This window comes from Pseudomonas mandelii, from assembly GCF_002251635.1.
Classification (GTDB): domain Bacteria; phylum Pseudomonadota; class Gammaproteobacteria; order Pseudomonadales; family Pseudomonadaceae; genus Aquipseudomonas; species Aquipseudomonas mandelii_B.
In genome coordinates this window covers 38,989-63,960 of the sequence record NZ_NMOJ01000005.1, presented here as the reverse complement: position 1 = coordinate 63,960, position 24,972 = coordinate 38,989, and the positions used below count along the sequence as shown (strand labels likewise).

Here is a 24,972-nt window from a genome sequence, read left to right as displayed (position 1 = left end):
AAACAACACTTAACCTAAAATAAGTACGGAGAATCACCATGAAACCTTCGATGGCAATCAAGCCTCTGGTTTTCGCAATTGCTGCGGTCATGGCTGTTGCTGTACAAGCTGGGCAGCGTGACGACCACCATAATGGCCATAACAATGGCCATAATAACAACGGTCAACACACCCCTCCTCCAACAAAGATCCCTGTTTATGCGACTGCCAATGCTTGGGACAACCAAAGCAGCACTGGCAACCGTATCCGTAACGAAGGGACTGTCAACGATGCAAGTATGAGCAGCTCTGCCACAGGCACTAGCGGCAACGTCGGTGTCAACGTGGCAGCAGGCAGCGGCAACCAACAAGACAACGCGGCCGCTATCGCAAACGCTGCAGCTGCAGCCACCGATAACAGCTTCGTGTTCGGCACTGCCTCTGCCACCGCTAGCGTTCGGCAATACAGCAACAATAACCGTGTCGACAACTACGGTGTCACAAACACTGGCGCGATGAGTGGATCGGGCAATAACGGCAGCGGCAATATGGGGATCAACATTGCCGGCGGCGACCTGAACCAACAGAAAAACACCATGGCTATTGCCAATACCAATGCTCCACTCGGTAATGCAACAGCCACCGCCTCTGCCGATCAACAAGGTCCTGGCCTGGTTGTGAATAACAGCGCCGATCGGACTTATCGCGTGGATACCATCACCGTTACCAATACGGCGAGCGGCAGCTTCTCCAAAGATAAGTCGTTTGACGCGAGCGGCAGTCAAAGCGCTTCTTCTAGCTGGGATAAGAGCGGTTCCAAAAGCTATGACGCCAGCGGTTCAAAAAGCGTTGATATAAGCGGTTCTCACAGCAGTAATGCGAGCGGTTCCAACAGCAGCAATGCCAGCGGTTCCAACAGCAGCAGTGCAAGCGGTTCTTCGAGCGCTTCTTTGAGTGCTTCCTTGAACGCTACGTTGGACGCTACTGCGGCGGCTTCCAACTCCTCTACCGTCAATAACGGCTGGGGCGACCGCACTCGCAGCAGTTCTTCCGACGCATCGTTTAACGCATCGCTCGACGCAACGCTTGATGCATCGATAGACAAATCGTATGACAAATCGCACGAATCCTCGTACGACAAGTCGCGCGATTCCTCGTACGACAGATCTCGCGATTCGTCGTTCGAAAAATCGTACGACAAGTCGTATACGAAGTCGTCTGACTCCTCGTACGAAAAATCGGGCAGTCAATCGTCCGAGTCTGAGTACGCTAAAGCGAAAAGCTACAGTGAAAGCAGCTCTTATGATTTGAGCAACACCTACTCCTATCAAGTGCTGACTCCAACTGGCTGGGCTAACCCTGTGACCAACACTGCAACCCTGACCGGTTCGGTGAATGGCGGCAGTGGCAACCTGGGCGTCAACGTGGCTGCTGGTGTGGGCAACCAACAAAGCAACTCGCTGGCCATTTCCAACAACTCGTTCTAATGCTGTCTCTGGAGGCCCCCTTACGGGGGCCTTTTTCAACACCACCAGAGGGCGTCCAATCATGCGTATTCTCGCCTTGGCATTTTTGCTTTGCGTGGCCACTGTGATCGAGGCAGCACAAATGCCGCTGTCCATCCTGCCGGGCGGCGCCTTGGTGTACAAGCCGATCCAGAGCGTTCGCGAGAGAAAATTTGCCGATCTGGTACAACAGAAAACCGACTTCAGTTGCGGCGCAGCTGCGCTGGCAACCATCTTGCGCCAGGCCTATTGGCTGGACGTGAATGAAGAACAGATCATCGAAGGCATGCTGGCACACTCCGATCAAGATCTTGTCCGTGTCCAGGGCTTCTCCATGCTCGACATGAAGCGTTACGTGGAGAGCATCGGCATGCGAGCCCGTGGCTATCGGGTAGCACCGGAAACGTTGAGTGAAATCAGAATCCCGGTAGTGGTCCTCATGGATATCCGTGGCTACAAACACTTTGTGGTCATGCAAAGGGTCCATCAGGGCTGGGTCTATATCGGAGATCCGGTACTCGGTCATAAACGCTACAAAGTCGACGACTTTATAAAAGGCTGGAACGGCATCGTCTTTGCCATCATTGGCCAGGGCTACGACAAAACCAATGCGTTACTCGACCCGCCCATGCCGCTGACCGCCAGGAACCGCGTCAACGCCTTCAGCCCGGTGCAAGACGCAGAGTTGATGGATTTTGGATTCATCCAAAGCGACTTCTTCTAATAACAAGGGAGCACGACGCTCCGGGAGCATCCCATGAAGACTCCAATCTGGCTGGCCGTGGTCTGCCTGGCCGCCAGCCTGCCGACACAAGCGCAGACGTTCAAACCCATTGAACTGAAGGATCAGGAGTTGGCAACCCTGCGTGGCCGCTATGTCATGCCGGGACGGATCATCAGTTTCGGCATTGCCATGACCAGCACTTGGCAAAATGCCAATGGTGAAGTGATCGGGGCAACTTCCTCGATGCAAATTCAACAATCGACTATCAAGCCGCAGTTCTATGTATCGATGATCGATGAAAAAGGTAATGGCTCAACGCGCTCGCAAGGTACGAGCACGGGCACCGGTACCGTCACTGGCGGCAGCGGCCTCAATACCACCGAAGGCGTCACTCAAGTCGTGCGGGCCGCCGGTGACAACAATACGGCCTACAACAACGTTGATATCAACGTCACAAAGGCCAACCAGGCGCCAGCAACGCAACAACAGGGACAGGCACTGACCTCAGGCTCGACGTTGGTCGGCAACAATGGCGCGGGCTCGCTTAGCGTTTCTTCGACCGGTTCGGGTGTGCAATTCAACATCGTGGCCAACAACAACCAGGGCAGTACCGTACAACGCCTGGCCCAGGGTGGGCTGATGCAGAACACGACGTTGCTCGGCAGTAGCAACCAGGTCCGCAACCTCACGTCCTTCAATGTCGTGTTGCGTGACAACGTGCCGACAGCGGGATCAGTGAGCGGCAATCTGGACCAACTCAAAGGTCTTCGCACTATCGGATTCTGATCTACGCTCAGTCTCATCAGATGTAGTCAGAAGGGACGGCTAACCCATGCAACGATCTTTAACGTTCAGAGCTTTGGTCTGTTTGAGTAGCCTGGCCCCGGCCTCAATGCTATACGCGGCACCGGATCCCCAGGTCGAAATCCTAAAACAAGAACTCATGGAGTTGAAACAGCGTTACGAAGCACAGCAGAACGCGTTGATGGTACTCGAGCAACGCGTTCGTCAAGTCGAAGAAGCACCTGCGACACCGGCTCCCAAACGCCTGACCAAATCCCCCGCCGAACCCGCCAGGGGTGGCCAGGCGGTAGCCGCCGGTGCGCCCGGAACCACCGGAAGCTCATACGGCCAATCGCTCAAGGACGATTCGGAGCCTGCGCAAAGCGTTTCCAACCTGTATGACGAAGCCAGCGGCTTCTTCGGGGGCGGCAAGTTCAGCGTCGAAACCGGCCTGACCTACACGCACTACGATACCCGCGCCTTAACGCTCAACGGATTCCTTGCACTGGACTCGATTTTTCTCGGTAACATCAACCTCGACCGCATCAAGGCCGACAACTGGACCCTGGACCTGACCGCCCGTTACAACGTGGCACAGCGCTGGCAGTTCGACATCAACGTCCCCGTTGTCTATCGCGAATCGACGTATTCCTCCGGTGGCGCTGGTGGCGCAGGCCCGGTGACGTCTGACGCAACCGTTACTCGCGACCCAACCATCGGCGATGTGAACGTTGGCGTGGCCTACAAGTTTCTGGATGAGTCGGCCAACCTGCCCGACGCGGTCGCTACTCTGCGCGTCAAGGCACCGACCGGCAAGGACCCCTACGGCATCAAGCTGGTCGAAGATCCGAACAACGACAACCTCGCGGTACCCGAGGACTTGCCTACCGGTAATGGTGTCTGGTCGATCACCCCGGGTCTTTCGCTGGTCAAGACCTTCGACCCTGCCGTGCTGTTCGGCAGCTTGTCCTACACCTACAACGTGCAGGACTCTTTCAGCGACATCAGCCCTCAGGTCGGTTCCAAGGTGAAAGGGGACGTGAAGCTGGGCGATTCATGGCAGGTCGGCGCCGGTATTGCCTTCGCCTTGAACGAGAAGATGAGTATGTCGTTCTCATTCACCGATCAGTTCGCCCGCAAGAGCAAGATCAGGCCGGACGGTGGTGATTGGCAGTCGATTTCCAACAGTGATTACAACTCGGCCAACTTCAACATCGGCATGACCCTGGCCGCCTCCGATAACCTGACGATCGTTCCCAACCTGGCCATCGGCCTGACCGACGACTCGCCAGACTTCTCCTTCAGCCTGAAATTCCCCTACTACTTCTGATCCACAACAACAAAGCCCCGCTGCGACTTCAATCCCAGCGGGGCTTTTGTGTGTGGAGCATTAAATCTGCCTCTAACGGATCTGATGTTTGTGCAGCAAACGGTAGAAGGTCGGCCTGGATATCCCCAGCACTTTGGCGGCAATGCTCAAATTATCGCTGTGACGGTTGAGTACATCGCACAAGGCTTGGCGTTCAGCGCGGGTCTTGTAGTCTTCGAGCGTGCCCATCGGCGCAGGAATGACGTGCTGGCTGATCAGCCCAAGGTCTCGCGCTTCGATCTGCCTGCCTTCAGCCAGTACCAGCCCACGACGTACCCGGTTGGCCAGCTCGCGAACATTGCCCGGCCAGTCATGCTTGCCCATGGCAATCAAGGCATCGTCGCTGAAGCTGCGAGGGCGGCGGCCGGTTTCATGGCTGTAGAAGTGGGAAAAATGGTTGGCCAACATCGATAAGTCACCATGGCGCTCACGCAGTGGCGCGGTGACGACTTGCAATACGTTAAGGCGGTAGTACAAATCCTCACGAAAGCTTTTTTTCTCGACTGCCGCTTCAAGATCGACGTGAGTGGCCGCCAACACCCGCACATCCACCGCAATGGGCTGGCTGCCGCCAACGCGCTCGATCTGTTTCTCCTGGAGAAAGCGCAGCAGATTGGCTTGCAACTCCATCGGCAAATCACCGATTTCATCGAGAAACAGTGTGCCGCCATTCGCCGCTTCGATTCGACCGACCTTGCGTTGGTGGGCGCCGGTAAAGGCGCCTTTCTCGTGGCCGAACAGTTCGGACTGGATCAAGTGTTCGGGAATTGCCCCGCAATTGATCGCCACGAACGGTTTGCTGTGACGCTGGGATTGTCGATGGAGCGTGCGGGCGACCAGTTCTTTACCGGTACCGCTTTCACCACGAATCAATACCGGAGACTCCGTGGGCGCCAGCTTGCTCAGTAATTTGCGCAGCTCGCGTATCGGCTTGCTGTCGCCAAGCAGCTCGTGCTCAGGCTGATCGATATGAATCGTGCCCTGCCCACGCAGGCGCGCCATGCCGAACGCCCGGCCCAGCGTGACTTGCACCCGGGAGACGTCAAACGGCAAGGTATGAAAGTCNAAAAACCACTCACAGACGAAATCACCGACATTTTGCAGGCGCAAAACATCCTGGNTGAGCACGGCGATCCATTCGGTACCGCTGCGGCTGATCAGTTCTTTGACGGCTTCCGGGCGTTCCAGATGAAAAGGTTGTAATCGCAGGAGGCCAACGTCGCACGTCCGGTCGCCGGCGTTTTCCAGGGAACAGCTGTCAACATCCCAGCCCACAGAGCGAAGACCCGGCAACAGACGATGGCAGTCGTCACAGGGATCCACTACTAACAGACGTCGTAACGCAGGCGTTTCGATCATGACTGTTCCTTGACGCCAAACTTTAGGAAATATTATTAAAAACAGTCGTTTGGCGGATCTGGCTGTAACATTAGCAAGAATTTGACGCACCCTTGTACCGTTTGACTATAGGGACGTTGCATTATTAGTTATAAGAACGAGTTTGTTAGTTACCTAACGAGTTCAACCTTTCATTCAGCTTTCAGCAATCGTCCCTGCATTGAGTATATGAAAGAAAGTTGAAATTTCTTTTGATTGTGTGTGACCTGACCCCCGGTTGAGGGCATCAGTACAAGTAACCAGCCGAACGGTAAGCCCAACCGACGGCCTGTCACTTGATTGGGCATATAGAGAGAAGATCCCATGACCGCCCCGCTCCGCATCAACGAAGCTCTTTTGATCGCAGACCGTGCTTTCCAACCTTTTCAATGCGTGGCCTGGGCCCCACAAGACGGCAATGGCGAACTCAGCCTGACCATCATCGACCGCACCAATACCCATATCCGCCGTGCACAGATTCCGTGCAGTGCCTACAAAGACCCGGCGCAACTTGAACTTCTGTTGGAGCAAGCTCGCGCCGAATTGAGCGAGGAAGGTTACACGCTGCAATCGTGGTCGATGCCGCACTAAGAACGCTGGCGGATGACTTAAGTGTCATCCGCCTGTCTTTTAGCGGACTCCTTCGGTAGTCACTGCGCCCCCCCTTCCAACTTGCCCGCCACGAATTACTTGGCAGGCTTTTCAGTGGTTCGAAAAGACACTGTTCTGGCACAAAGCGACCCTCCATCTGTTAGTTGTGACAGTTGTGCAATCGAGCGTTCAAGGATTGAATGTTTTGCACACGCAGTTGTCCTCCCGGCCCCCGGGTTCCGGTCAGCTCGCAAGGAGATGCGCGCATGCCCAACCAGACTGCTTTTGCCCAGCCTGCAGTTCAGTACACGACAGGGCACCTCGATAAAAGCTTCGCCTCCAATGGTAAAACCCAGGTGTATTTCGCCGGCAGTACGTCGAGCATCGCCAACGGCGTGGCGATCGATTCGAGCGGTCGCGTACTGGTGGCAGCCAAAGTCGGCACTCGAGGCGGCCATTGCTTTGGCCTGGCTCGCTTGCTTGAAGACGGCTCGGCAGACCTGGCATTCGGCGCTCATGGCAGCGTCATCGGGCAATTTCAGCGCGGCCATGAGGCCATGGCGGGTAAAGTCCTCGCATTGGCCGACGGGAACATCCTGGTCGCCGGCCTGCACTATGAAGACGCTCACCGGACGCTGCCGGCCTTGGCGCTGTTCGACGCGCAAGGTCACCCGGTCAGGGACTTTGGCGACAATGGATGCTGCGTCATACGCCTGCCGGGGAATCTGTCCCAGGGCGTGCGCGACGCCTGGCTTCCTCCCGGCGTACCGGGGGCCGAAGCTTGCGACGTCCAGGTACAGGCTGACGGCCGAATCCTGCTGCTGGCCAATCACCCTTTCGAACTGGCCGATCATGTGGGCCTGCTGATTCGCCTCACCGACACTGGCGAACTCGATACCTCCTTCAACGGCCGCGGCTTTGTCGTGGTCAGGCATTTGCTGATGAACTCCTGGCTCAGCAGCCTGATGGTGCAGCGGGACGGTCGGATCATGGTGGGCGGATCGATCAATTTCCCCGAAGAAGGCTTGCTGGCGCGCTACCTCCCCGACGGCAGCCTGGATGATCACTTCGCCGTGGATGGTTTCATGACTTTCAGTGTCCAAGGGCACAGCGCTCAGGTCAGCCAGATCGTCCAGCAGGACAATGGCGATTTGCATTGTTTTGGCAGCAGTCGCGACCCGATGCATTGCCTGGCGCTGACACTGCACTGCAACGGTCGCCCGAACACTCATTGCAACAGCGGCCAGCCACACCTGCTGAAGATCGGGCGCAGCGGCTGCCAGTGGAACGCCGCCCAACTCCAACCGGACGGTCGCGTGCTGGCGGTTGGCGCCACGATTGGCGGCGTCGAAGCCGACTTTCTGCTGGCCCGGTATTTACCCGGCGGACAACTCGATCCTGGTTTTGCCGAGGGCACTTGCTGGGTTCGCACCCGTCTGGGCCGCAGCCTGGACACCGCCACGTCAGTGGCCGTTCAGGCGGATGGAGGCATCGTCGTAGGCGGTTATTCGCTGGACGGCAACTACCGCGCGGTTGTGGTGCGCTATCTCGGTTAAGCCAACGACTTTTCCCACACTTGATCTTCCCTTCGGCTTACGGCAAGTTGCGCGCTTCTTAATACAAGGAGTAGCCGATGTCCGGTTCAATGGCCCAGGCTTTCGCGCACAACTTTCTAGGCCACTCCCCCCGCTGGTACAAGGCGAGCATTGTCGGTTTCCTGATTCTCAACGCCCTGGTGTTGTGGACGGTCGGTCCGGTGGCGGCCGGTTGGCTGCTGGTGCTGGAGTTCATCTTCACCCTGGCCATGGCGCTCAAATGTTATCCGCTGATGCCCGGCGGCTTGCTGCTGATTGAAGCGCTGCTGCTGAAAATGACCACACCCCAGGCACTCTATGACGAACTGGTGCACAACTTTCCGGTGATCCTGCTGCTGATGTTCATGGTGGCGGGCATCTACTTCATGAAAGACCTGCTGCTATTTCTGTTCTCGCGCCTGCTGCTGGGGGTTCGCTCCAAGGCCCTACTGGCCTTGATGTTCTGCTTTCTCTCGGCGTTCCTGTCGGCGTTCCTCGATGCCCTGACGGTGACGGCGGTGATCATCAGTGCCGCCGTAGGGTTTTATTCGGTGTATCACCGCGTCGCCTCGGGCAATGATCCGCGTCAGGACAGTGAGTTCAGTGACGACCAGCACCTGCCCACGCTGCACCACGACGACCTCGATCAGTTCCGTGCGTTCCTGCGCAGCCTGCTGATGCACGGCGCCGTGGGCACGGCATTGGGTGGCGTCTGCACGCTGGTCGGCGAACCGCAGAACCTGTTGATCGGCCATGAAATGGGCTGGCACTTCGCCGAGTTTTTCCTGAAGGTTGCCCCGGTGTCGCTGCCAGTGCTCGCAGCAGGCCTTGTAACCTGCGTGCTGTTGGAGAAACTGCGCTGGTTCGGTTACGGCACGCTGCTGCCGGACAACGTGCGCGTGGTGCTGGCAAACTATGCAGCCGAAGACAACGCTGAACGCACCTCGCGCCAACGCGCTGCCCTGATCGTTCAAGGGTTGGCGGCGCTGATTCTGATTGGTTGCCTGGCGTTTCACCTGGCTGAAGTCGGCCTGATCGGCTTGATGGTGATCGTGTTGATCACCGCCTTCACCGGCATCACCGACGAGCACCGCATCGGCAATGCGTTCAAGGACGCCATGCCGTTCACCGCGTTGCTGGTGGTGTTCTTCGCGGTGGTCGCGGTCATCCACGATCAGCAGCTGTTCACGCCGCTGATCCAGTGGGTGCTGGCGCTGCCGGCCGATCAGCAGCCGGGCATGTTGTTCATTGCCAACGGTTTGCTGTCGGCCATCAGCGATAACGTGTTTGTGGCGACCATTTACATCACCGAAGTGAAACAGGCATTCATCTCCGGCCACATGAGCCGCGAGCACTTTGAAACGCTGGCCATTGCGATCAATACCGGCACCAACCTGCCGAGCGTGGCGACACCTAATGGCCAGGCGGCGTTTCTGTTTTTGCTGACGTCGGCGATTGCGCCGCTGATTCGCCTGTCGTATGGGCGAATGGTGTGGATGGCGTTGCCGTACACGGTGGTGATGGGTGTGCTGGGTTGGTACGCCGTGAGTTATTGGCTGTAACCGTAGCCAATGTGGGAGCGAGCTTGCTCGCGATGAGGCCGTGTCAGTCNCGCTATCGCGAGCAAGCTCGCTCCCACAGGGGTTCAGGTGAACTGGCGAGGGAGGATGTATTGCTCGATCGCCTGGGCCGCGCCGTCTTCGGTATTGGCACCTGTCACCACGTCGGCCTGGCGCTTCACCGCTTCTTCCGCCTGCCCCATGGCAATCGACAAGCCGGCAACCTGAAACATTGCCGGGTCATTGCCGCCGTCGCCCATCGCGGCAGTCTGCTCCAGCGGTACGCCGAGAAACTCCGCCAGTGTCGCCAATGCTGCGCCTTTATTGGCCTGCATCGCCGTCACGTCCAGATACACCGGTTGCGACCTCGAGACTTGTGCCTGGCCTTCAACTTTTGGCAGCAGCTGCGCTTCCAGCTCAATCAACAGTTGCGTGTTGTGGCTGGTGGCAACGATCTTGTCGACGCGCGTCAGATACGGCTCGAAACTCTCGACCACCACCGGCGGATAGCCGAGGCCGTGCTGCTCGCGCGGGACCATCGGCCCGTTCGGGTCCTTCAGCAACCAGTCACCGCCACTGAACACCCAGATTTCAACGTCCGGCTGATCGGCAAACAGCGCCAACGCCGTCAGCGCAGCGGTGGCCGGCAAATAATGCGCGACCAGCAAACTGCCATTCGGATGGACGATGGTGCCGCCATTGAACGCCGCCGTCGGCAGGTCGACACCGAGGGCTTCGATCTGCTGCAGCATGGCTTTCGGTGGACGCCCGGTGGCCAGGCTGAACAGCACGCCGGCCTCGCGTAACGAACGGACGGCCTCGATGGTGCGCTGACTGAGGCTGTGATCGGGCAGTAGCAACGTGCCGTCCATGTCGCTCAATAGAAAACGGATGGGTTGTGGCGTGACGTCACTCATCCGAGGCTGTGCCAGACGCGACCGTCACGGGCCAGGAGTTCATCAGCGGCCTGCGGGCCGTTCTCGCCCGCAGGATAGCGCTGCACGCTTGCGTCCTGCTGCCAGGCATCAAGGAATGGCTGCACCGCACGCCAGCCATTTTCGATGTTGTCGGCGCGCTGGAACAAGGTCTGGTCACCGGTCATACAGTCATAGATGAGGGTTTCATACCCGGTCGACGGCTGCATTTCGAAGAAGTCCTTGTAGTCGAAACCCAACTCGATATTAGCCATTTCCAGGGTCGGCCCAGGCTTTTTCGCCAACAGGTCGAACCACATGCCTTCGTTAGGCTGGATCTGGATTTTCAGGTAGGTGGGCTTGAGCTCATCCACTTCGGTATCGCGGAACTGCGCATACGGTGCGTGCTTGAAACAGATCACGATTTCCGTGTCGCGAATGCTCATGCGCTTGCCGGTTCGCAGGTAAAACGGCACGCCGACCCAGCGCCAGTTGTCGATCATGACTTTGAGCGCAACGAACGTCTCGGTACTGCTGTCGGGCGCGACGTTGGCTTCCTCGCGATAACCGGCCAGGGGTTTGCCATCGGGTTCGCCGGCCGTGTATTGGCCACGCACCGAATTGGCCCGCGCCTCTTCCGTGGTCCACGGGCGTATCGCGCCGACCACTTTGGCTTTCTCGCCACGCACTGCATCGGCGCCGAACGCCGCTGGCGGCTCCATGGCCACCATCGCCAGCAACTGGAACAGGTGGTTGGGTACCATGTCGCGCAGGGTGCCGGTTTTTTCGAAGAAATTACCCCGGGTTTCCACACCGACGGTTTCCGCCGCAGTGATTTGCACGTGGTCGATGTAATGGTTGTTCCAGAACGCTTCGAACAGCACGTTGGAGAAACGGCTGATCAAAATGTTCTGAACCGTTTCCTTGCCCAGGTAGTGATCGATCCGGTAGATCTGGTTTTCCGACATGACCTTGAGCAAGCATGCGTTCAACGCTTCAGCGGTGTGCAGATCGGAGCCAAACGGCTTTTCGATCACCACCCTTCTGAAGGCTTCGGGCGTCTCTTGCAGCAAGCCGGCGGCGCCGAGGCGGCGCACCACTTCACTGATGAAACGTGGCGCGGTGGCCAGGTAAAACACCGCGTTGCCCGTGCCGCTGGCGGCGATNTTCGCCGCCAGCGCTTGATACGTGCTGTCGTCGAGGAAATCGCCCTCGACGTAGCTGATGCCTTTGGCCAACTGGGCCCACAGCGCCGGGTCAAGGGCTTCATCGCCCTTGCCGACTTTGGTGGCCGCTTCGGTGCGGATGAAATCTTCGAGCTTCTGCGCAAAGTCGGCGTCGCTGATCGCGTTGTGGTCAACGCCGACAATGCGCAGGCCGTCACCGAGCAGCCCGTCGCGACTCAGGTTGTACAGCGCCGGCATGAGCAGGCGCTTGACCAGGTCACCATGGGCACCGAACAGAAACAGCGTGGTCGGTGGTGCGGGTTCTGCCTTGGATTTATTGCGGATCAGACGGGTCATTTTTTCGAGGTCTCCACATGGCCGCCGAAGCCGAAGCGTTGGGCCGAGAGAATTTTATCGCCAAAGGTGCCTTGGCCGCGCGAACGGTAGCGTGCGAACAGCGAGGTAGACAGCACCGGTACCGGCACCGCTTGCTCCATGGCCGCTTCGATGGTCCAGCGGCCTTCGCCACTGTCGGCCACGGAGCCGGAGTAACCGTCGAGTTTCGGGTCGGTGGCCAGCGCGTCAGCGGTCAGGTCCAGCAGCCAGGACGACACCACGCTGCCACGGCGCCACACTTCGGCGATATCGGCAACGTTGAGGTCGAAGCGCTCGTCTTCCGGCAAGTTGGTGCTGGCCTTGGTCTTGAGGATGTCGAAGCCTTCGGCAAAGGCCTGCATCATTCCGTACTCGATGCCGTTGTGGATCATCTTCACGAAATGGCCAGAGCCTGCAGGGCCGGCGTGGATGTAACCGCGCTCGGCGCGATCATCTTCCGACTTGCGGTCCTTGGTGCGCGGGATGTCGCCCATGCCAGGGGCCAGGCTGTCGAACAGTGGATCAAGGCGCTTCACCACCTCGGCTTCGCCACCGATCATCATGCAGTACCCGCGTTCCAGACCCCAGACGCCGCCGGATGTACCGACGTCGATGTAGTGAAGGCCTTTTTCCGACAGGGTTTTCGCCCGGCGGATGTCGTCCTTATAGAAGGTGTTGCCGCCGTCGATGATGGTGTCGCCGGCTTCGAGCAAGGTGCTCAGGGAGTCGATAGTGTCTTCGGTCGGCGCGCCGGCCGGCAGCATGACCCACACCGCACGTGGCTTGGCCAGGCCTGCGACCAGCGCCGGCAAGTCGATGACGCCGTTGGCGCCTTCTGCGGCCAGGGTGTCGACGAAGGCGGTATTGCGGTCGTAAACAACGGTGGTATGCCCGTTGAGCATCAGGCGACGCGCAATGTTACCGCCCATGCGGCCTAGTCCGATAATCCCCAGTTGCATGTGCTGATGCTCCTAACTACAAATAATGTGTGNCANAGGTTATAGCCCAACGCGACTAATGTGGGTTAGTCCAGAGCGTTGGCGTGAAGTTTCCGGGCATTGTGCCCGATCCTGACTGATAACGTCAGAAATCGAACTCAAGACACAACGACCATGAAAAATAAAAAAGTTCCCTTCGGGGGCAAAAGAAATCAAAATTGGCGCCGATAGTAATTCAGCACCCGATGTCGGGGCGGTTTTACAGTTGATGCACGCCATTTGCGAGGTGAGCAATGGGCACAGTACAAGCAGCACGGCCAGCACAAACCCTTTACGTCACGATCCGTCGTGATGAATTGCGCCAGTTGAAAGAAGAGCGCGACCTGTTGAAGCAGGAGCTCGCGCAGCTGCGCTTACTCACACAAAGCTCTTCGGCTCAACCCTTGCCTGTCACTTCGCGCGCGCCACACGCCTGATCTCCACGCTTGATTCGGAAACAGCCCTCTGCTGTTTCCGACACCGCTTCTCCGCCTTGCCGTTTGCGGCAACTCACAAAGTTTTCACATCGAAGTGTTGATAATCAAGGTCATTATGGCCGCTCGGTATCCGCGCGGCTTCCGTTCGTCGGCAACATGGAAGGCTCCCGACGGGTCGACGTGATTTCCTTGCTGGAGCGCTGAATGACGGTGTTTAAACGCAGCACTACGACTGCGAAAGGTTTCGATTGGGCAGGGTTTCTCTGGTTGTTCCTGTTCTTCTGGTATTTTTCCGGCATTACCCAACTGCTGATCCAACTGACGGGCACCTCGGGCTTCAGCGGGTTCCGCCAGGCCTTTGTGATGAGCGCTATCTGGCTCGCGCCGATGCTGCTGTTCCCTAGACAGACACGCGTCATGGCCGCATTGATCGGCGTGGTGTTGTGGGCCTGCTCCATGGCCAGCCTGGGTTATTTCTTCATCTACCAGCAGGAATTCTCCCAAAGCGTCATCTTCATCATGTTCGAGTCGAACATCTCTGAAGCGGGTGAATACGCGACCCAATACTTCGCCTGGTGGATGGTGGCGGCGTTCCTCGCCCACACGCTGTTCTCGTATTTCCTGTGGACTCGCTTGCGCCCGGTGTACATGCCCCGCGGGCGGGCGCTGGTGGCTGCGACGGCCATTTTGGTGGCCGTGGTCGGCTACCCGCTGATCAAGCAAACCGCGCGCACCGGCAGCCTGGCCGGTGGCTTCGAGAAATTCGNACCGCTCAAGAACCTCAAGGACACAATGGCCAACCAGCCAGCGACCCTGGTGCTGGTGATCGGCGAGTCCACCAACCGTCAGCGCATGAGCCTTTATGGCTACCCGCGCAACACCACACCGGAACTGGACAAGCTGCGCGACCAACTGGCGGTGTTCGACAACGTCATCACCCCGCGCCCTTACACCATCGAGGCGTTGCAGCAGGTACTGACGTTCGCCGACGAAGAAAACCCGGACCTTTACCTGTCCACGCCGTCCCTGGTCAGCATGATGAAACAGGCGGGGTACAAGACCTTCTGGATCACCAACCAGCAGACCATGACCAAGCGCAACACCATGCTCACGACCTTTTCCGAACAGGCCGACGAGCAGGTGTACCTCAATAACAACCGCAACCAGAACGCCCGCCAGTACGACGGCGACGTACTGGCGCCGTTCGCCAAGGCCATGGCCGACCCCGCCGAGCGCAAATTCATCGTGGTGCATTTGCTGGGCACTCACATGAGCTATCAGTACCGGTACCCGCCAAGCTTCAACAAGTTCACCGATCGCAAAGGGGTGCCGGACGGCGTGCGGGACGATCAGGTGCCGACGTACAACAGCTATGACAACGCCGTGCTGTACAACGACTTTGTGGTGTCGAGCCTGATCAAGGATTACGCCAAGACCGACCCCAACGGCTTCCTGCTGTACCTCTCGGACCACGGCGAAGACGTCTTCGACTCCGCGGGCCACAGCACGCTGGGGCGCAATGAAGCCAAACCGACGGCGCCGATGTACACCATTCCATTCATGGCCTGGGCTTCGCCGAAATGGCGTGAAACCCACGACTGGAGTTTTGCCGGTGACCTGGGGCGTCCTTACAGCAGTTCGCAGCTGATCCACACCTGGGCCGACCTGGCGGGTCTGAGTTTCGATGAACTGGACCGCAGCAAAAGCCTGGTCAGCGACAGCTTCAAACCGCGTCCGTTGATGATCGGCAACCCGTATGAGCGTCAGACTCGTCCGTTGATCGACTTCAGCCTGATGAAACCGAAAAGCACGCCGGCCGATCCGACAGTCGCGCATAAGTAATTCTGTCAGGGGCCGGTTCCGGCCCCTTTTGCTGCGTCATTCCCCAGGGGCCGGTTCCGGCCCCTTTTGCTGCGTCATTCCCCTGTTTTGTCTCCGTCACATCTTAAAATGACAATAATTCTCGTTTATACCTAAATCCCCTCTCCCCCCTTCGTCTTTGAACAAACGGAATTTTTCCCTCGAAGACAAGGAGTCGGCTGCGATGTTCGCGCCTATCACCCGTTCCATGACCTTTACCCTGGGCTTGTGCAGTGCTGCCCTGAGCCCCGATCTATTGGCTGAATCCACCCCAGATCCAGCGCCAAGCCGCACCCTTGAACTGGGCGCCACCCATGTGACCGCCCAAGGATTGGGCAGCACCACCGAAAACACCGAGTCCTACACCACTGGCGCCATGAGCACCGCGACGCGGCTCAACCTGTCGATCAAGGAAACGCCACAATCGGTGTCCGTGGTCACACGTCAACAAATGGACGACTTCAAACTCGGCACGCTCTCCGAAGCCATGAGCCAGACCACCGGCGTGGTGGTTCAGCACAACGATTCGGACCGTGTCAGCTATTCGTCCCGCGGTTACTCGATCAACAATTTCCAGATCGACGGGATGCTCAACACCTTCAGCTACATGAAGTCCGATTCCGACACCATCATCTACGACCGCATCGAAGTGGTTCGCGGCGCGACCGGCCTGACCACGGGCGCCGGCGACCCTTCTGCGACGATCAACATGGTGCGCAAACGGCCGACTGCACAATGGGAAGCCCAGACCGGTGTCAGCGGCGGCAGCTATGACGATTACTACAGTTACGTCGATGTCGGCGGACCGCTGGCCTTCGACGGCCGCCTGCGCGGTCGCGGTGTGCTGGCTTATCGCGACAGCGGTTCCTACCGAGACAAGTACGCGTTGCAACGGGAAGTCGGCTACGGGATTCTCGAAGCCGACCTGACCGACGACACCGTGCTGGCCGTGGGATACGACTACCAAGACAAACAGGTGCAAGGCACCTCATGGGGCACCGTGCCCTACTGGAATGCTGACGGCAGCAAAGCCAACCTCGGACGCTCCACCAACATGGCCACGCCGTGGAGTTCGTGGCCGCTGAAGGACAAGACCGCGTTTGCCACGCTGGACCAGCAACTGGGCGCCGGTTGGCACCTCAAGGCCGCCTACACCCACCGCGAGAGTGACACCGACGGCAAGATTTACTACGGCGGTGGCGGCTTCCCCGAGGCGGACCGCAGCGGCATGTTCGCCAACGTCAGCCACATGGTCGGCACGCAAAAAATGAAGGCCTATGACTTCAACGTGTCCGGACCTTATTCGCTGTTCGGGCGTGAGCACGAAATGATGATCGGCTATGGCGAAGCCGAACGCAGCGAAGACAACCCTTACACGGTAGACGGCCCACGGTCGCCGGATTACGAGAAAGTCCCCGACTGGAAGTACATGGGCGGCATTCCAAAATTTCCGGACACCGTCACCGGCCTGAAAGGCTCCGATGAAAGCACCCGGCAAAAGGCTGGTTACCTGGCCACGCGCCTGACCCTGACCGACGACCTGCACGCGGTACTCGGCAGTCGTTATGGCAGCTGGAAAATGTCTAAAAAGGCCAATAGTTACGATGGAAATCTGCAACTGACCGCTGTCGAGGACACGAGCCAGGAGCACAACGACATGTGGACGCCCTACGCCGGGGTGCTCTACGACATCACGCCCGAATACACGGCCTACGTCAGCTACACCGACATTTTCAAGCCGCAAGAGGACCGCGACAGCAATCACAAATACCTCGAACCGGTGGTTGGCAGCAACTATGAAGTCGGACTCAAGGGCAGTCTGCTGGAAGAGCGACTCAACCTCGCCACCGCGGTGTTCTGGAGCAAGCAGGATAACGTCGCCGAACTCGACGACTCAGTGCCGCCGGACCCGGTCACCGGTGAGGAATTTTTCAAATCGGGCGGCAAAGGCAACAAGGTCCAGGGTTTCGAAGCCGAGGTCTCAGGTGAAGTGATGGCCGGCTGGAACATGACGGCCGGCTACACCTACACCCACTCGGCCAATGGCCAGAAGCAGCGCAACAACACCAACCAGCCGTTGAACATGTTCCGCTTCTCCACGGCCTATCGCTTGCCCGGTGACTGGCAGGCACTGACCGTGGGCGGCGCGGTGAACTGGCAAAGCGATGTCTACCGCGCCGCCAGACGCCCGGTCGGCCGTGGCGCCGATGGCGAGATCATCACCGCCAGCACCAACATCCGTCAGGAGGCATACACCGTGGTCAAGCTGATGTCGCGTTACGAGTTCGACAAGCACCTGTCGGCGTCGCTGAACGTCGATAACCTGTTCGACAAGAAGTATTACGACAACGTCGGCTTCTACAACGGCGTTTATTGGGGCGACCCGCGCACAGTCACCTTGAGCCTGGACTGGAAGCTCTGACGCAGTAATTCCCAAATAACGGAATCGGCGGATAATGGCCCGGCAACATTGCTTCATGGATGGAAGGCACCCGATATCCGTAGTGGGAGGCAAACCATGAAACGTACCGCGTTGATCCTCGCCAGTCTGATGATGTTCGGTTCGACCGCTGCCTTTGCCGAAGGCGGCGCCGAGCGCATGAGGTATTACTTCGAAACCCTGCATCTCAAACAACAGCAGGCTAACGGCATCGAAACCAGGACTATTGAACTGAGGGTTCCGAACGATCAAACCGCACAAGTGACCGAAACCTATCGGCCGAAATAAACGACGGCAAACGGGCGTCCTGATGGACGCCCTTTTTTATGCCTGTTCGGAAGGTCTCACGCGCCGAGCAACACACCGCAAATCCCGCCCAGCAGCACCAGCAACCACGGCGGGCATCGCCAGAACAGCAACGCCATCAACGCCAGGACCGCCAACAGCACATCCAGCGGACTGAGGATCGAAGTGGTCCACAATGGCTGATACAACGCAGCCAGCAACAACCCGACCACCCCCGCATTCACCCCGGCCAGCGCCGCTTGCACTCGGTCATTACCGCGCAAGCGCTGCCAGAACGGCAGGACACCGATCACCAACAGCAGCGACGGCAGGAAAATCGCCAGGACGCCCACCAGCGCACCACTCCAGCCACTGATGGACGCGCCGAGAAAAGCCGCGAACGTGAACAACGGCCCCGGCATCGCTTGCGCGGCGGCGTAACCGGCAAGAAACACGTCATTGCTCAGCAATCCCGTGCTCACCACCTGGCTTTGCAACAACGGCAACACAACGTGGCCACCGCCGAACACCAGCGCCCCCGTGCGGTAGAAGCTGTCGAACAGGCTGGTCAGCGAGTCCGGCCAGTGATGCGCGATGAGCGGCAAACCCAGCAACAGCGCCACGAACATTCCAATCGCCAGCCAGCTTGCCCGTCGACTGACCCGAATCGACAGGCCCTCCCTTTGCGCAGCATTTGTGTTGTGCAGCAACGCCAGGCCGATCACCGCCGCCACGGCCATCACCGTCAACTGCCCGCCAGTCGATGACCAGAGCAACACCCCGGCAGTCGCCACCAGCATGATGCCCACTTGCACCGGACCTCGGCATAACGTGCGGGCCATGCCCCACACGGCCTGGGCAACCACGGCGACGGCGACAATTTTCAGCCCGTGAATCAAACCGGGCGGCAACGCCCAGCCTCCGTGGGTGATGCCGAATGCCAGCAGCGAAAGGATCAGCGCCGAGGGCAAGGTAAACCCTGCCCACGCCGCCAATGCCCCCGAATAGCCGGCGCGGGACAAACCCAGCGCCATGCCCACCTGACTGCTCGCCGGGCCCGGCAAAAACTGGCACAGGGCAATCAATTCGGCGTAAGCGGCTTCGCTCAACCAGCGCCGACGCGCCACAAACTCGTCACGAAAATAGCCCAGATGGGCGACAGGACCGCCAAACGAGGTCAGCCCCAGGCGCAGGAAGATCAGGAAAATCACCCACGGTTTGTCTGTTGTCACGGGTGCCCTGCCCTGCGCGTCACCGAGGCTGTTCATGTGGCGTTAAAGGTCCTTGGTCCAGAACAGCATTTGGCCATGAGCCGGGTCGAACATGCCGGGGGCAAATCCGAACTTGCCATAAGACGCCTGCGCGACGGCATTGCCTTCGAGGACTTCCAGGGTGATCTTGCAGCAACCACGCTGACGCGCGATCTCCTCGACCTTGTTCAACATCTTCTGGCTCAACCCCAAGCCACGAAACTGCTTCATCACCATCACGTCGTGCACGTTGATCAANGGNCGGCAGGCNAACGTCGAGAAACCTTCAAAGCAATTGACCAGCCCGGCCGGCGCGCCACCGACAAACGCCAATACGCTGAACGCATGAGGACGCTTGGCCAGTTCCGCCGGCAGTTGACGCAGGATGTCTTCGGGCAATGGCTGCCCGCCGCCCATCGGGTCTTCGGCGTAGGCATTGAGCACCACACCGATCGCCTCAGCATGCAACGTGTTGGTGTAGCTGGCCTGAAGCACCAGAATTTCTGCGGATTCCATTCCCATCGTCAACGTCCCATCAAGTTGTCCCTGCGCGTCGCTCGCGCCGGGAGGTCGACGGACATTATCGCGAGGCGCAATCGGCGACAACCCGAACCTGCCTCAAACGCCCCAGATCAGCGTTTCGGTCCAGCCCAATTCGGCAAAATCCTCGGCCCTCAGCTGCGATTCACCGGCGCAGAAAAACTCGTCCAGTTGCGGCGGTTTGACTGAGGTGTCGCTGAGCATGGCGTGAACCTGACCGCGATGATGAAGCTGGTGCTCGAACAGGTGCGACAGCAGGCGCAAACGGCTGTCATGTTGCGGCGTGTCCCGGGCAATGGTCACGATTCGCTCCAGGTCGGCGTCGCGCAATTGTTCGCAGTAGGCGATCAGGCGACGATCGACATGCGCTTGTTCACGTTGCAGCTCGACGGCCGCCGCGAACGGTTCGTCCTCGGTGAAAAACACATAACAATCAGGATGCGGATCGTCCCCGCGCAACTCCCGCTCCAGCGCATCCACGTAAAACCAGTCGCACGTCAGGATGTGGTTGAGGGTGGCAATGAGGCTGGGGAAGAAGCTCACTCGCGGTGCCGCCAGTTCCGCCGGGCTCAGCTGATTCCAGGCTTTGGCGAGTCGATAATTCGCCCAGGCATTCTGATACGCCATGGTCAGCAAATGATGAGACAGAGGCTGATTCATATTCGCGGCTCCCAGCCATCAGGCTTCGGCGAAACGTTGCAGCTGCATTTCCTGTAAACGGCTTAAGGTGCGGCGGAACGGGAATTCCAGATAACCCTCGGTGTACAACGCCGCCATCGGCACCTGCGCTTCGAGGTACAGCGGCACCTTGCGGTCGTAGCACTCGTCCACCAGAGCAATGAAACGCCGGACACCGTCGTCATGCACCGACAATTGCGGCAGCTCGCGATCACCGGCCACTACCCGCTCGGCACCGTCTTCCGTGCCTCGGGCGATGCGTCCTTCGCGTTTCTGTGCGCTCAGATTTGGCACTTCACTCAACAGAATAGCGCTGAACGTGTCGCACAGCGCCATGAAGTCCATGGCGGCGAACGGTTGTTCGCACAGGTCGGCGTAACGGCACCAGAGCACCGTCGAACTGGCCTGCACCACGTTAATCGAGCGGTAACCGACCGTGATCGGATCGCTGGACGTGGGCTGGCCTGCGGTCAACGCGTTGAACACGCCACCGAGCGCGCTGGGTTGCCCGGGCGCCGCCACCCAATACCGCTGCAGACCCGCGCCAGGATGCAGGCGATGGTCTTCGCCGCCATCCACCGCGATCACTTGCATGTGCTTTTTGATCGCCTCGATGGCGGGCACGAAACGGTCGCGGTTGAAGCCATCGGCGTACAGCTGGTCCGGCGGTTGATTGGAGGTACAGACCACCACCACGCCCTGCTCGAACATCACCTGAAACAAACGCCCGAGAATGATTGCATCACCGATGTCGTTGACGAACAACTCATCGAAACACAGCACCCGCACTTCTTCGCTCAGCTCACGGGCCAGCGCCTTCAACGGGTCGGCGGTGCCGGTCAGCTGGAACGAGCGCTGATGCACCCACCCCATGAAGTGGTGAAAGTGCTGGCGCCGCGCAGGCACTCGCAGGCTTTGATAGAACTGGTCCATCAACCAGGTTTTGCCTCGACCGACCGGCCCCCANAGGTAAACACCGGTGATCGGCGTGCGCCCTTCATGCAGGGCTTCGTGGCATTTTTGCAGCGCCCACACGGCATGTTCCTGGGCTTCGTCCTGGACGAAGCCCTTCTGTTCGATGGCGTGTTGCCAGGCGCTTAGGGGAGAGTCGACATTCATGCGCGGCAGTATGCCATGCGCTAGGGTTTACAGAGAGATGTCCAGCCGGGCGATCTTGCCCTGCTCATTGAGGCGGAACATGTAGCGCAGTTCCAGCGGACTGCCGGGAAAGGTCCCGGAAATCAGGTTATGCACCAGGACTTTGCCGGTGCGCTGCTGAACGCCGAGCACTTCGACCCGGGGTTCATAACGTTGCGCGGTGTCTTGCATCCACTGGGCGATGGCTTGCGTGCCGATCCGGTGCTGGCCCTCATCGAACACGTTGGCGTCCTCGGCAAAAAAACTGCCGACCCGCGAGGTGTCGCGGGCATTGGCGGCGGCAATGTAGGCGGCGATGGCGGGCGCCAGTGAAGAGGCTGGATTGGACATGGGTGCGGCTCCTTGTTGATCGATTCTGGAGCCATGCTAGAACAGGTCTGTGTCAGTTCTTGTCAGGAGTGAAACGCCCGGCTTCATCCAGTTGCATGTGCTTGCGCCAGGTGCGCAGCAGATCGCTGCGCCGCCCCGGATAACGCTCGCCCTGCTCTTGAGCGGCCGAGATCCGGTCAGTGCGAAACGTGCGGTAGGCACTGCGCAATTCACACCAGGCGACAATGATCCGCACTTCATTGAGAAAGCCCAGCGCCAATGGCCAGATCAGTCGCTGACTGGGCACCTGTTGAGCGTCCGCATAATCGATGTTCAGCTTGGATTGATCGCGAATCGCCTGGCGAAACACGTTCAACGGCACGGCATTTTGCGGATATCCATAGCCGCGCGGGCCCGGCAGCACCGTCGGGTTGCGCAATGCATCCTGAGCTTCAGGGGCCAACACGGCGGCAATCTTCGCCAGGGCATCGGCCGCGGCTTTGCTCAAGACCTCGTCGCCACGCTGGTCCACATAGCGTAAACCCAGCACGATGGCTTCGGTTTCCTCGGCGTTGAGCATCAATGGCGGCAGGAACAACCCGCTGCGCAACACGTAGCCGACCCCTGCTTCGCCGAAGATCGGTGCGCCCAGCGCCGTCAACTCGGCGATGTCGCGGTACAGCGTGCGTTCGGAAATCTGCAATTCCCCGGCGAGCGTCGCGGCCGTGGCCGGACGACTTTTACCCCGCAGCACTTGCAACAACGTGAGTAAACGAGTGGTACGCGACACGATCGGCAGGCTCTTTCCTGAAAAGTCGTCGGAGCTTAGCAGAGGCGGCTGTCAGAAATTGGCAGGAGCAAAGCACTGGCGGTCGGCCCTTTTGCCCTGAATGAAAAAGCGTCTTGACGGGCCATATTACTCGCATCATATTAAATACATGTTGCTAGACATTTAAATTACCCCCGGCGTCGTTCTTCAGGAGTTACCTCATGCATTACAAAGTCTTCGGCCGCAAAACCGGCTTGCGGGTTTCGGAACTGGCGCTGGGCGCCGGTAATTTCGGCACCGGTTGGGGGCATGGCGCCGAGCGTGATGAAGCCAAGCGCATTTTCGACGGTTACCTGGAAGCCGGCGGCAACTTCATCGACACCGCCAACGGTTATCAGGCCGGCCAGTCGGAAGCCATGCTCAGCGAGTTCATCGCGCCTGAACGCGATCGCCTGGTCATCGCCACCAAATACACCATGGGCACCACGCCAGCCGCGGGCATTTCCCACACCGGCAACAGCCGCAAGAACATGGTTCGTGCCGTAGAGGAAAGCCTGAAACGACTCAACACCGATCACATCGACCTGTTCTGGGCGCACATCAGTGACGGCGTGACACCGATGGAAGAGATCCTGCGTGGCTTCGACGACCTGGTGCGTGCCGGCAAGATTCACTACGCCGGGCTGTCGAACTTCCCAGCGTGGCGCATCGCCCGTGCCGACGTATTGGCCGAAGTCCGTGGTTTTGCGCCGATTGCAGCGATTCAGGCCGAATACAGCCTGGCCGAACGCACCGCCGAACGTGAGTTGCTGCCGATGGCCGAAGCATTGGGGCTGGCGGCTACGATCTGGTCGCCGTTAGGTGGCGGGTTTCTCACAGGCAAGTACCGCAGCAATGATGACAACAACCGCGCCGCCAAACTCGGCGTGCTGATCCACACCGAGAAAAGCGCCCACGAAACCGCCCTGCTCGACACCTTGCTCGCAGTGGCGGCGGAGCTTGAAGCTACGCCGACCCACGTGGCCATTGCCTGGCTGCGGGAAAAGGCCAAGCGCTCGACGACGGCGCTGATCCCGATTCTGGGCTCGCGCACTCGTGAGCAACTGGATGCAACATTGGGCGCGTTGACCGTGCAATTGAGCGCGGAGCAATTGTCGCGGCTTGATGGGGTCAGTGACGTGCCGAAGGGTGTGCCGCATGAAACGATTGCCGGTTCGGCGGCGCGGTATACCGGGGCTGAAACCCTCGACCTGCCAATCATTCCAGTGGCCTGACGCTGATCACAATGTGGGAGCGAGCCTGCTCGCGATGAGGTCATTACATTCAGTGTAAATCCGCTATCGCGAGCAGGCTCGCTCCTACATTTGGGATGGTGTTTTACCGGTCTATTTTGTGTCTGGCCGCATACAGGCACAGCATCTCCATCGCCAATGTCGCCGCTGCCAATGAGGTAATGTCCGCATGGTCGTAGGCCGGCGCGACTTCCACCACGTCCATCCCCACCAGATTGATCCCGCGTAACCCGCCGAGAATCTCCAGCGCCTGCACCGTACTCAAACCACCACACACCGGCGTTCCGGTGCCCGGTGCGAACGCCGGGTCGAGGCAATCGATGTCGAACGTCAGGTACACCGGGTTATCCCCCACTCGCGCACGAATCGCCTCGACAATCGCCTCACACCCTTGTCGATGTACTTGCCGCGCATCCAGTACCTGGAAGCCCTGGTGATCATCATTGGTGGTGCGCAAACCGATCTGCACCGAGCGCGACGGATCCACCAGGCCTTCCTTGGCCGCGTGCCAGAACATCGTCCCGTGGTCGACGCGCTTGCCCTCTTCGTCCGGCCAGGTGTCGCTGTGGGCGTCGAAGTGAATCAACGACAGCGGACCATGTTTGCGCGCATGGGCCTTGAGCAGCGGATAACTGATGAAGTGGTCACCGCCGAAGGTCAGCATCGCGCAACCGCCGTTCAGGATGTGCTCGGCGTGGGCTTCGATACTTTCCGGCACCGAGTGCGGCGAGCCGTAATCGAAGGCGCAATCACCGTAGTCAATGACCGCCAGATGATCGAACGGGTCAAACGTCCATGGCCAGTGACGTTCCCAGGCGATGCCGGTCGACGCGGCACGAATGCCACGCGGGCCGAATCGCGCACCGGGACGGTTACTGGTGGCAGTGTCGAACGGCACACCGCTGACCACCACGTCGACGCCGCGCAAATCACGGCTGTAGCGACGACGCATGAAACTGGTGATACCGGCGTAGGTACTTTCGGCGGCAGTACCAAAGAGGCTGTCGCGGGTCATGGCCTGATCGTTTTGCATCGGGACGTCCATGGATATCTCCTTGTTT

At 59.1% G+C, this 24,972-nt stretch carries 23 protein-coding genes; 12 read left to right on the top strand and 11 right to left on the bottom strand.

Going from position 1 to position 24,972, the window contains the following annotated elements; all coding sequences use genetic code 11:
• The first annotated feature begins 38 nt into the window (after nucleotides 1-38).
• From fapC to fapF, 4 genes are all read left to right on the top strand, one after another.
• On the top strand, nucleotides 39-1,466 hold the full coding sequence (fapC, locus tag B7L09_RS00965) for an amyloid-like fimbrin subunit FapC (protein ID WP_094467369.1): 1,428 nt from the start codon (nucleotides 39-41) through the stop codon (nucleotides 1,464-1,466).
• 61 nt (nucleotides 1,467-1,527) lie between these two features.
• Complete coding sequence (gene fapD, locus B7L09_RS00960; protein WP_094467368.1) at nucleotides 1,528-2,208, top strand: fibril amyloid maturation endopeptidase FapD; 681 nt, start codon at nucleotides 1,528-1,530, stop codon at nucleotides 2,206-2,208.
• Nucleotides 2,209-2,241: 33 nt separating this feature from the next.
• Entirely contained in the window at nucleotides 2,242-2,994 is a 753-nt protein-coding gene (gene fapE, locus B7L09_RS00955) for a fibril amyloid subunit FapE (protein WP_094467367.1), read from the top strand.
• Nucleotides 2,995-3,040: 46 nt separating this feature from the next.
• Nucleotides 3,041-4,321, top strand: coding sequence for a fibril amyloid transporter FapF (fapF, locus tag B7L09_RS00950; protein WP_094467366.1), 1,281 nt, complete (start codon nucleotides 3,041-3,043; stop codon nucleotides 4,319-4,321).
• Nucleotides 4,322-4,393: 72 nt separating this feature from the next.
• On the opposite strand, the gene B7L09_RS00945 is transcribed toward fapF, so the two are convergent.
• A complete protein-coding gene (locus tag B7L09_RS00945; protein WP_094467365.1) occupies nucleotides 4,394-5,719 on the bottom strand; it encodes a sigma-54 dependent transcriptional regulator in 1,326 nt (441 codons plus the stop codon).
• Between the two features lie 342 nt (nucleotides 5,720-6,061).
• Between B7L09_RS00945 and B7L09_RS00940 the strand changes: the two genes are divergently transcribed.
• From B7L09_RS00940 to nhaB, 3 genes are all read left to right on the top strand, one after another.
• Nucleotides 6,062-6,328, top strand: a complete 267-nt coding sequence (locus B7L09_RS00940; protein ID WP_094467364.1) for a hypothetical protein — start codon at nucleotides 6,062-6,064, stop codon at nucleotides 6,326-6,328.
• A gap of 266 nt (nucleotides 6,329-6,594) precedes the next feature.
• Entirely contained in the window at nucleotides 6,595-7,884 is a 1,290-nt protein-coding gene (locus B7L09_RS00935; protein WP_094467363.1) for an NHL repeat-containing protein, read from the top strand.
• A gap of 77 nt (nucleotides 7,885-7,961) precedes the next feature.
• Nucleotides 7,962-9,464: a sodium/proton antiporter NhaB gene (nhaB, locus tag B7L09_RS00930; protein WP_094467362.1), complete on the top strand. Its 1,503-nt coding sequence runs from the start codon at nucleotides 7,962-7,964 to the stop codon at nucleotides 9,462-9,464.
• 83 nt (nucleotides 9,465-9,547) lie between these two features.
• On the opposite strand, the gene B7L09_RS00925 is transcribed toward nhaB, so the two are convergent.
• From B7L09_RS00925 to gnd, 3 genes are all read right to left on the bottom strand, one after another.
• Nucleotides 9,548-10,378: an HAD family hydrolase gene (locus B7L09_RS00925; protein WP_094467361.1), complete on the bottom strand. Its 831-nt coding sequence runs from the start codon at nucleotides 10,376-10,378 to the stop codon at nucleotides 9,548-9,550.
• Nucleotides 10,375-11,898 carry a glucose-6-phosphate dehydrogenase gene (gene zwf, locus B7L09_RS00920; RefSeq protein ID WP_094467360.1) on the bottom strand — a complete coding sequence of 508 codons (1,524 nt, stop codon included), beginning with the start codon at nucleotides 11,896-11,898 and terminating at the stop codon, nucleotides 10,375-10,377. The genes B7L09_RS00925 and zwf overlap by 4 nt, the downstream gene beginning before the upstream one ends.
• Nucleotides 11,895-12,875 carry a phosphogluconate dehydrogenase (NAD(+)-dependent, decarboxylating) gene (gene gnd, locus B7L09_RS00915; protein WP_094467359.1) on the bottom strand — a complete coding sequence of 327 codons (981 nt, stop codon included), beginning with the start codon at nucleotides 12,873-12,875 and terminating at the stop codon, nucleotides 11,895-11,897. Before gnd ends, zwf begins: the two co-directional genes overlap by 4 nt.
• Before the next feature lie 272 nt (nucleotides 12,876-13,147).
• On the opposite strand from gnd, the gene B7L09_RS00910 reads away from it, so the two are divergent.
• The 4 genes from B7L09_RS00910 to B7L09_RS00895 all read left to right on the top strand — a co-directional run bounded on the left by B7L09_RS00910 (nucleotide 13,148) and on the right by B7L09_RS00895 (nucleotide 17,918).
• On the top strand, nucleotides 13,148-13,330 hold the full coding sequence (locus B7L09_RS00910; protein ID WP_094467358.1) for a DUF6026 family protein: 183 nt from the start codon (nucleotides 13,148-13,150) through the stop codon (nucleotides 13,328-13,330).
• A 204-nt stretch (nucleotides 13,331-13,534) separates the two neighbouring features.
• Entirely contained in the window at nucleotides 13,535-15,172 is a 1,638-nt protein-coding gene (cptA, locus tag B7L09_RS00905; protein WP_094467357.1) for a phosphoethanolamine transferase CptA, read from the top strand.
• Between the two features lie 202 nt (nucleotides 15,173-15,374).
• Nucleotides 15,375-17,612, top strand: coding sequence for a TonB-dependent siderophore receptor (locus tag B7L09_RS00900; protein ID WP_094467356.1), 2,238 nt, complete (start codon nucleotides 15,375-15,377; stop codon nucleotides 17,610-17,612).
• 96 nt (nucleotides 17,613-17,708) lie between these two features.
• Nucleotides 17,709-17,918 carry a hypothetical protein gene (locus B7L09_RS00895; protein WP_094467355.1) on the top strand — a complete coding sequence of 70 codons (210 nt, stop codon included), beginning with the start codon at nucleotides 17,709-17,711 and terminating at the stop codon, nucleotides 17,916-17,918.
• A 56-nt stretch (nucleotides 17,919-17,974) separates the two neighbouring features.
• On the opposite strand, the gene chrA is transcribed toward B7L09_RS00895, so the two are convergent.
• From chrA to B7L09_RS00865, 6 genes are all read right to left on the bottom strand, one after another.
• The gene (gene chrA, locus B7L09_RS00890; protein ID WP_094467354.1) at nucleotides 17,975-19,183 is read right to left on the bottom strand and encodes a chromate efflux transporter; all 1,209 of its coding nucleotides are present in this window, start codon (nucleotides 19,181-19,183) and stop codon (nucleotides 17,975-17,977) included.
• Between the two features lie 6 nt (nucleotides 19,184-19,189).
• Nucleotides 19,190-19,681 (bottom strand): GNAT family N-acetyltransferase, encoded by a 492-nt coding sequence (locus tag B7L09_RS00885; protein ID WP_094467353.1) that lies wholly within the window; start codon nucleotides 19,679-19,681, stop codon nucleotides 19,190-19,192.
• A 102-nt stretch (nucleotides 19,682-19,783) separates the two neighbouring features.
• Nucleotides 19,784-20,365, bottom strand: a complete 582-nt coding sequence (locus B7L09_RS00880; protein WP_094467352.1) for a DinB family protein — start codon at nucleotides 20,363-20,365, stop codon at nucleotides 19,784-19,786.
• 18 nt (nucleotides 20,366-20,383) lie between these two features.
• Nucleotides 20,384-21,502: a cell division protein ZapE gene (gene zapE / locus B7L09_RS00875; RefSeq protein ID WP_094467351.1), complete on the bottom strand. Its 1,119-nt coding sequence runs from the start codon at nucleotides 21,500-21,502 to the stop codon at nucleotides 20,384-20,386.
• A 27-nt stretch (nucleotides 21,503-21,529) separates the two neighbouring features.
• Nucleotides 21,530-21,871, bottom strand: coding sequence for a nuclear transport factor 2 family protein (locus B7L09_RS00870; RefSeq protein WP_094467350.1), 342 nt, complete (start codon nucleotides 21,869-21,871; stop codon nucleotides 21,530-21,532).
• Nucleotides 21,872-21,923: 52 nt separating this feature from the next.
• Nucleotides 21,924-22,640: a helix-turn-helix transcriptional regulator gene (locus B7L09_RS00865; protein WP_094467349.1), complete on the bottom strand. Its 717-nt coding sequence runs from the start codon at nucleotides 22,638-22,640 to the stop codon at nucleotides 21,924-21,926.
• Nucleotides 22,641-22,840: 200 nt separating this feature from the next.
• Here B7L09_RS00865 and B7L09_RS00860 point away from each other — a divergent pair, with 200 nt between their 5' ends.
• Nucleotides 22,841-23,893, top strand: coding sequence for an aldo/keto reductase (locus B7L09_RS00860; protein ID WP_094467348.1), 1,053 nt, complete (start codon nucleotides 22,841-22,843; stop codon nucleotides 23,891-23,893).
• Nucleotides 23,894-23,996: 103 nt separating this feature from the next.
• On the opposite strand, the gene speB is transcribed toward B7L09_RS00860, so the two are convergent.
• The gene (speB, locus tag B7L09_RS00855; protein ID WP_094467347.1) at nucleotides 23,997-24,956 is read right to left on the bottom strand and encodes an agmatinase; all 960 of its coding nucleotides are present in this window, start codon (nucleotides 24,954-24,956) and stop codon (nucleotides 23,997-23,999) included.
• Nucleotides 24,957-24,972 lie beyond the last annotated feature (16 nt).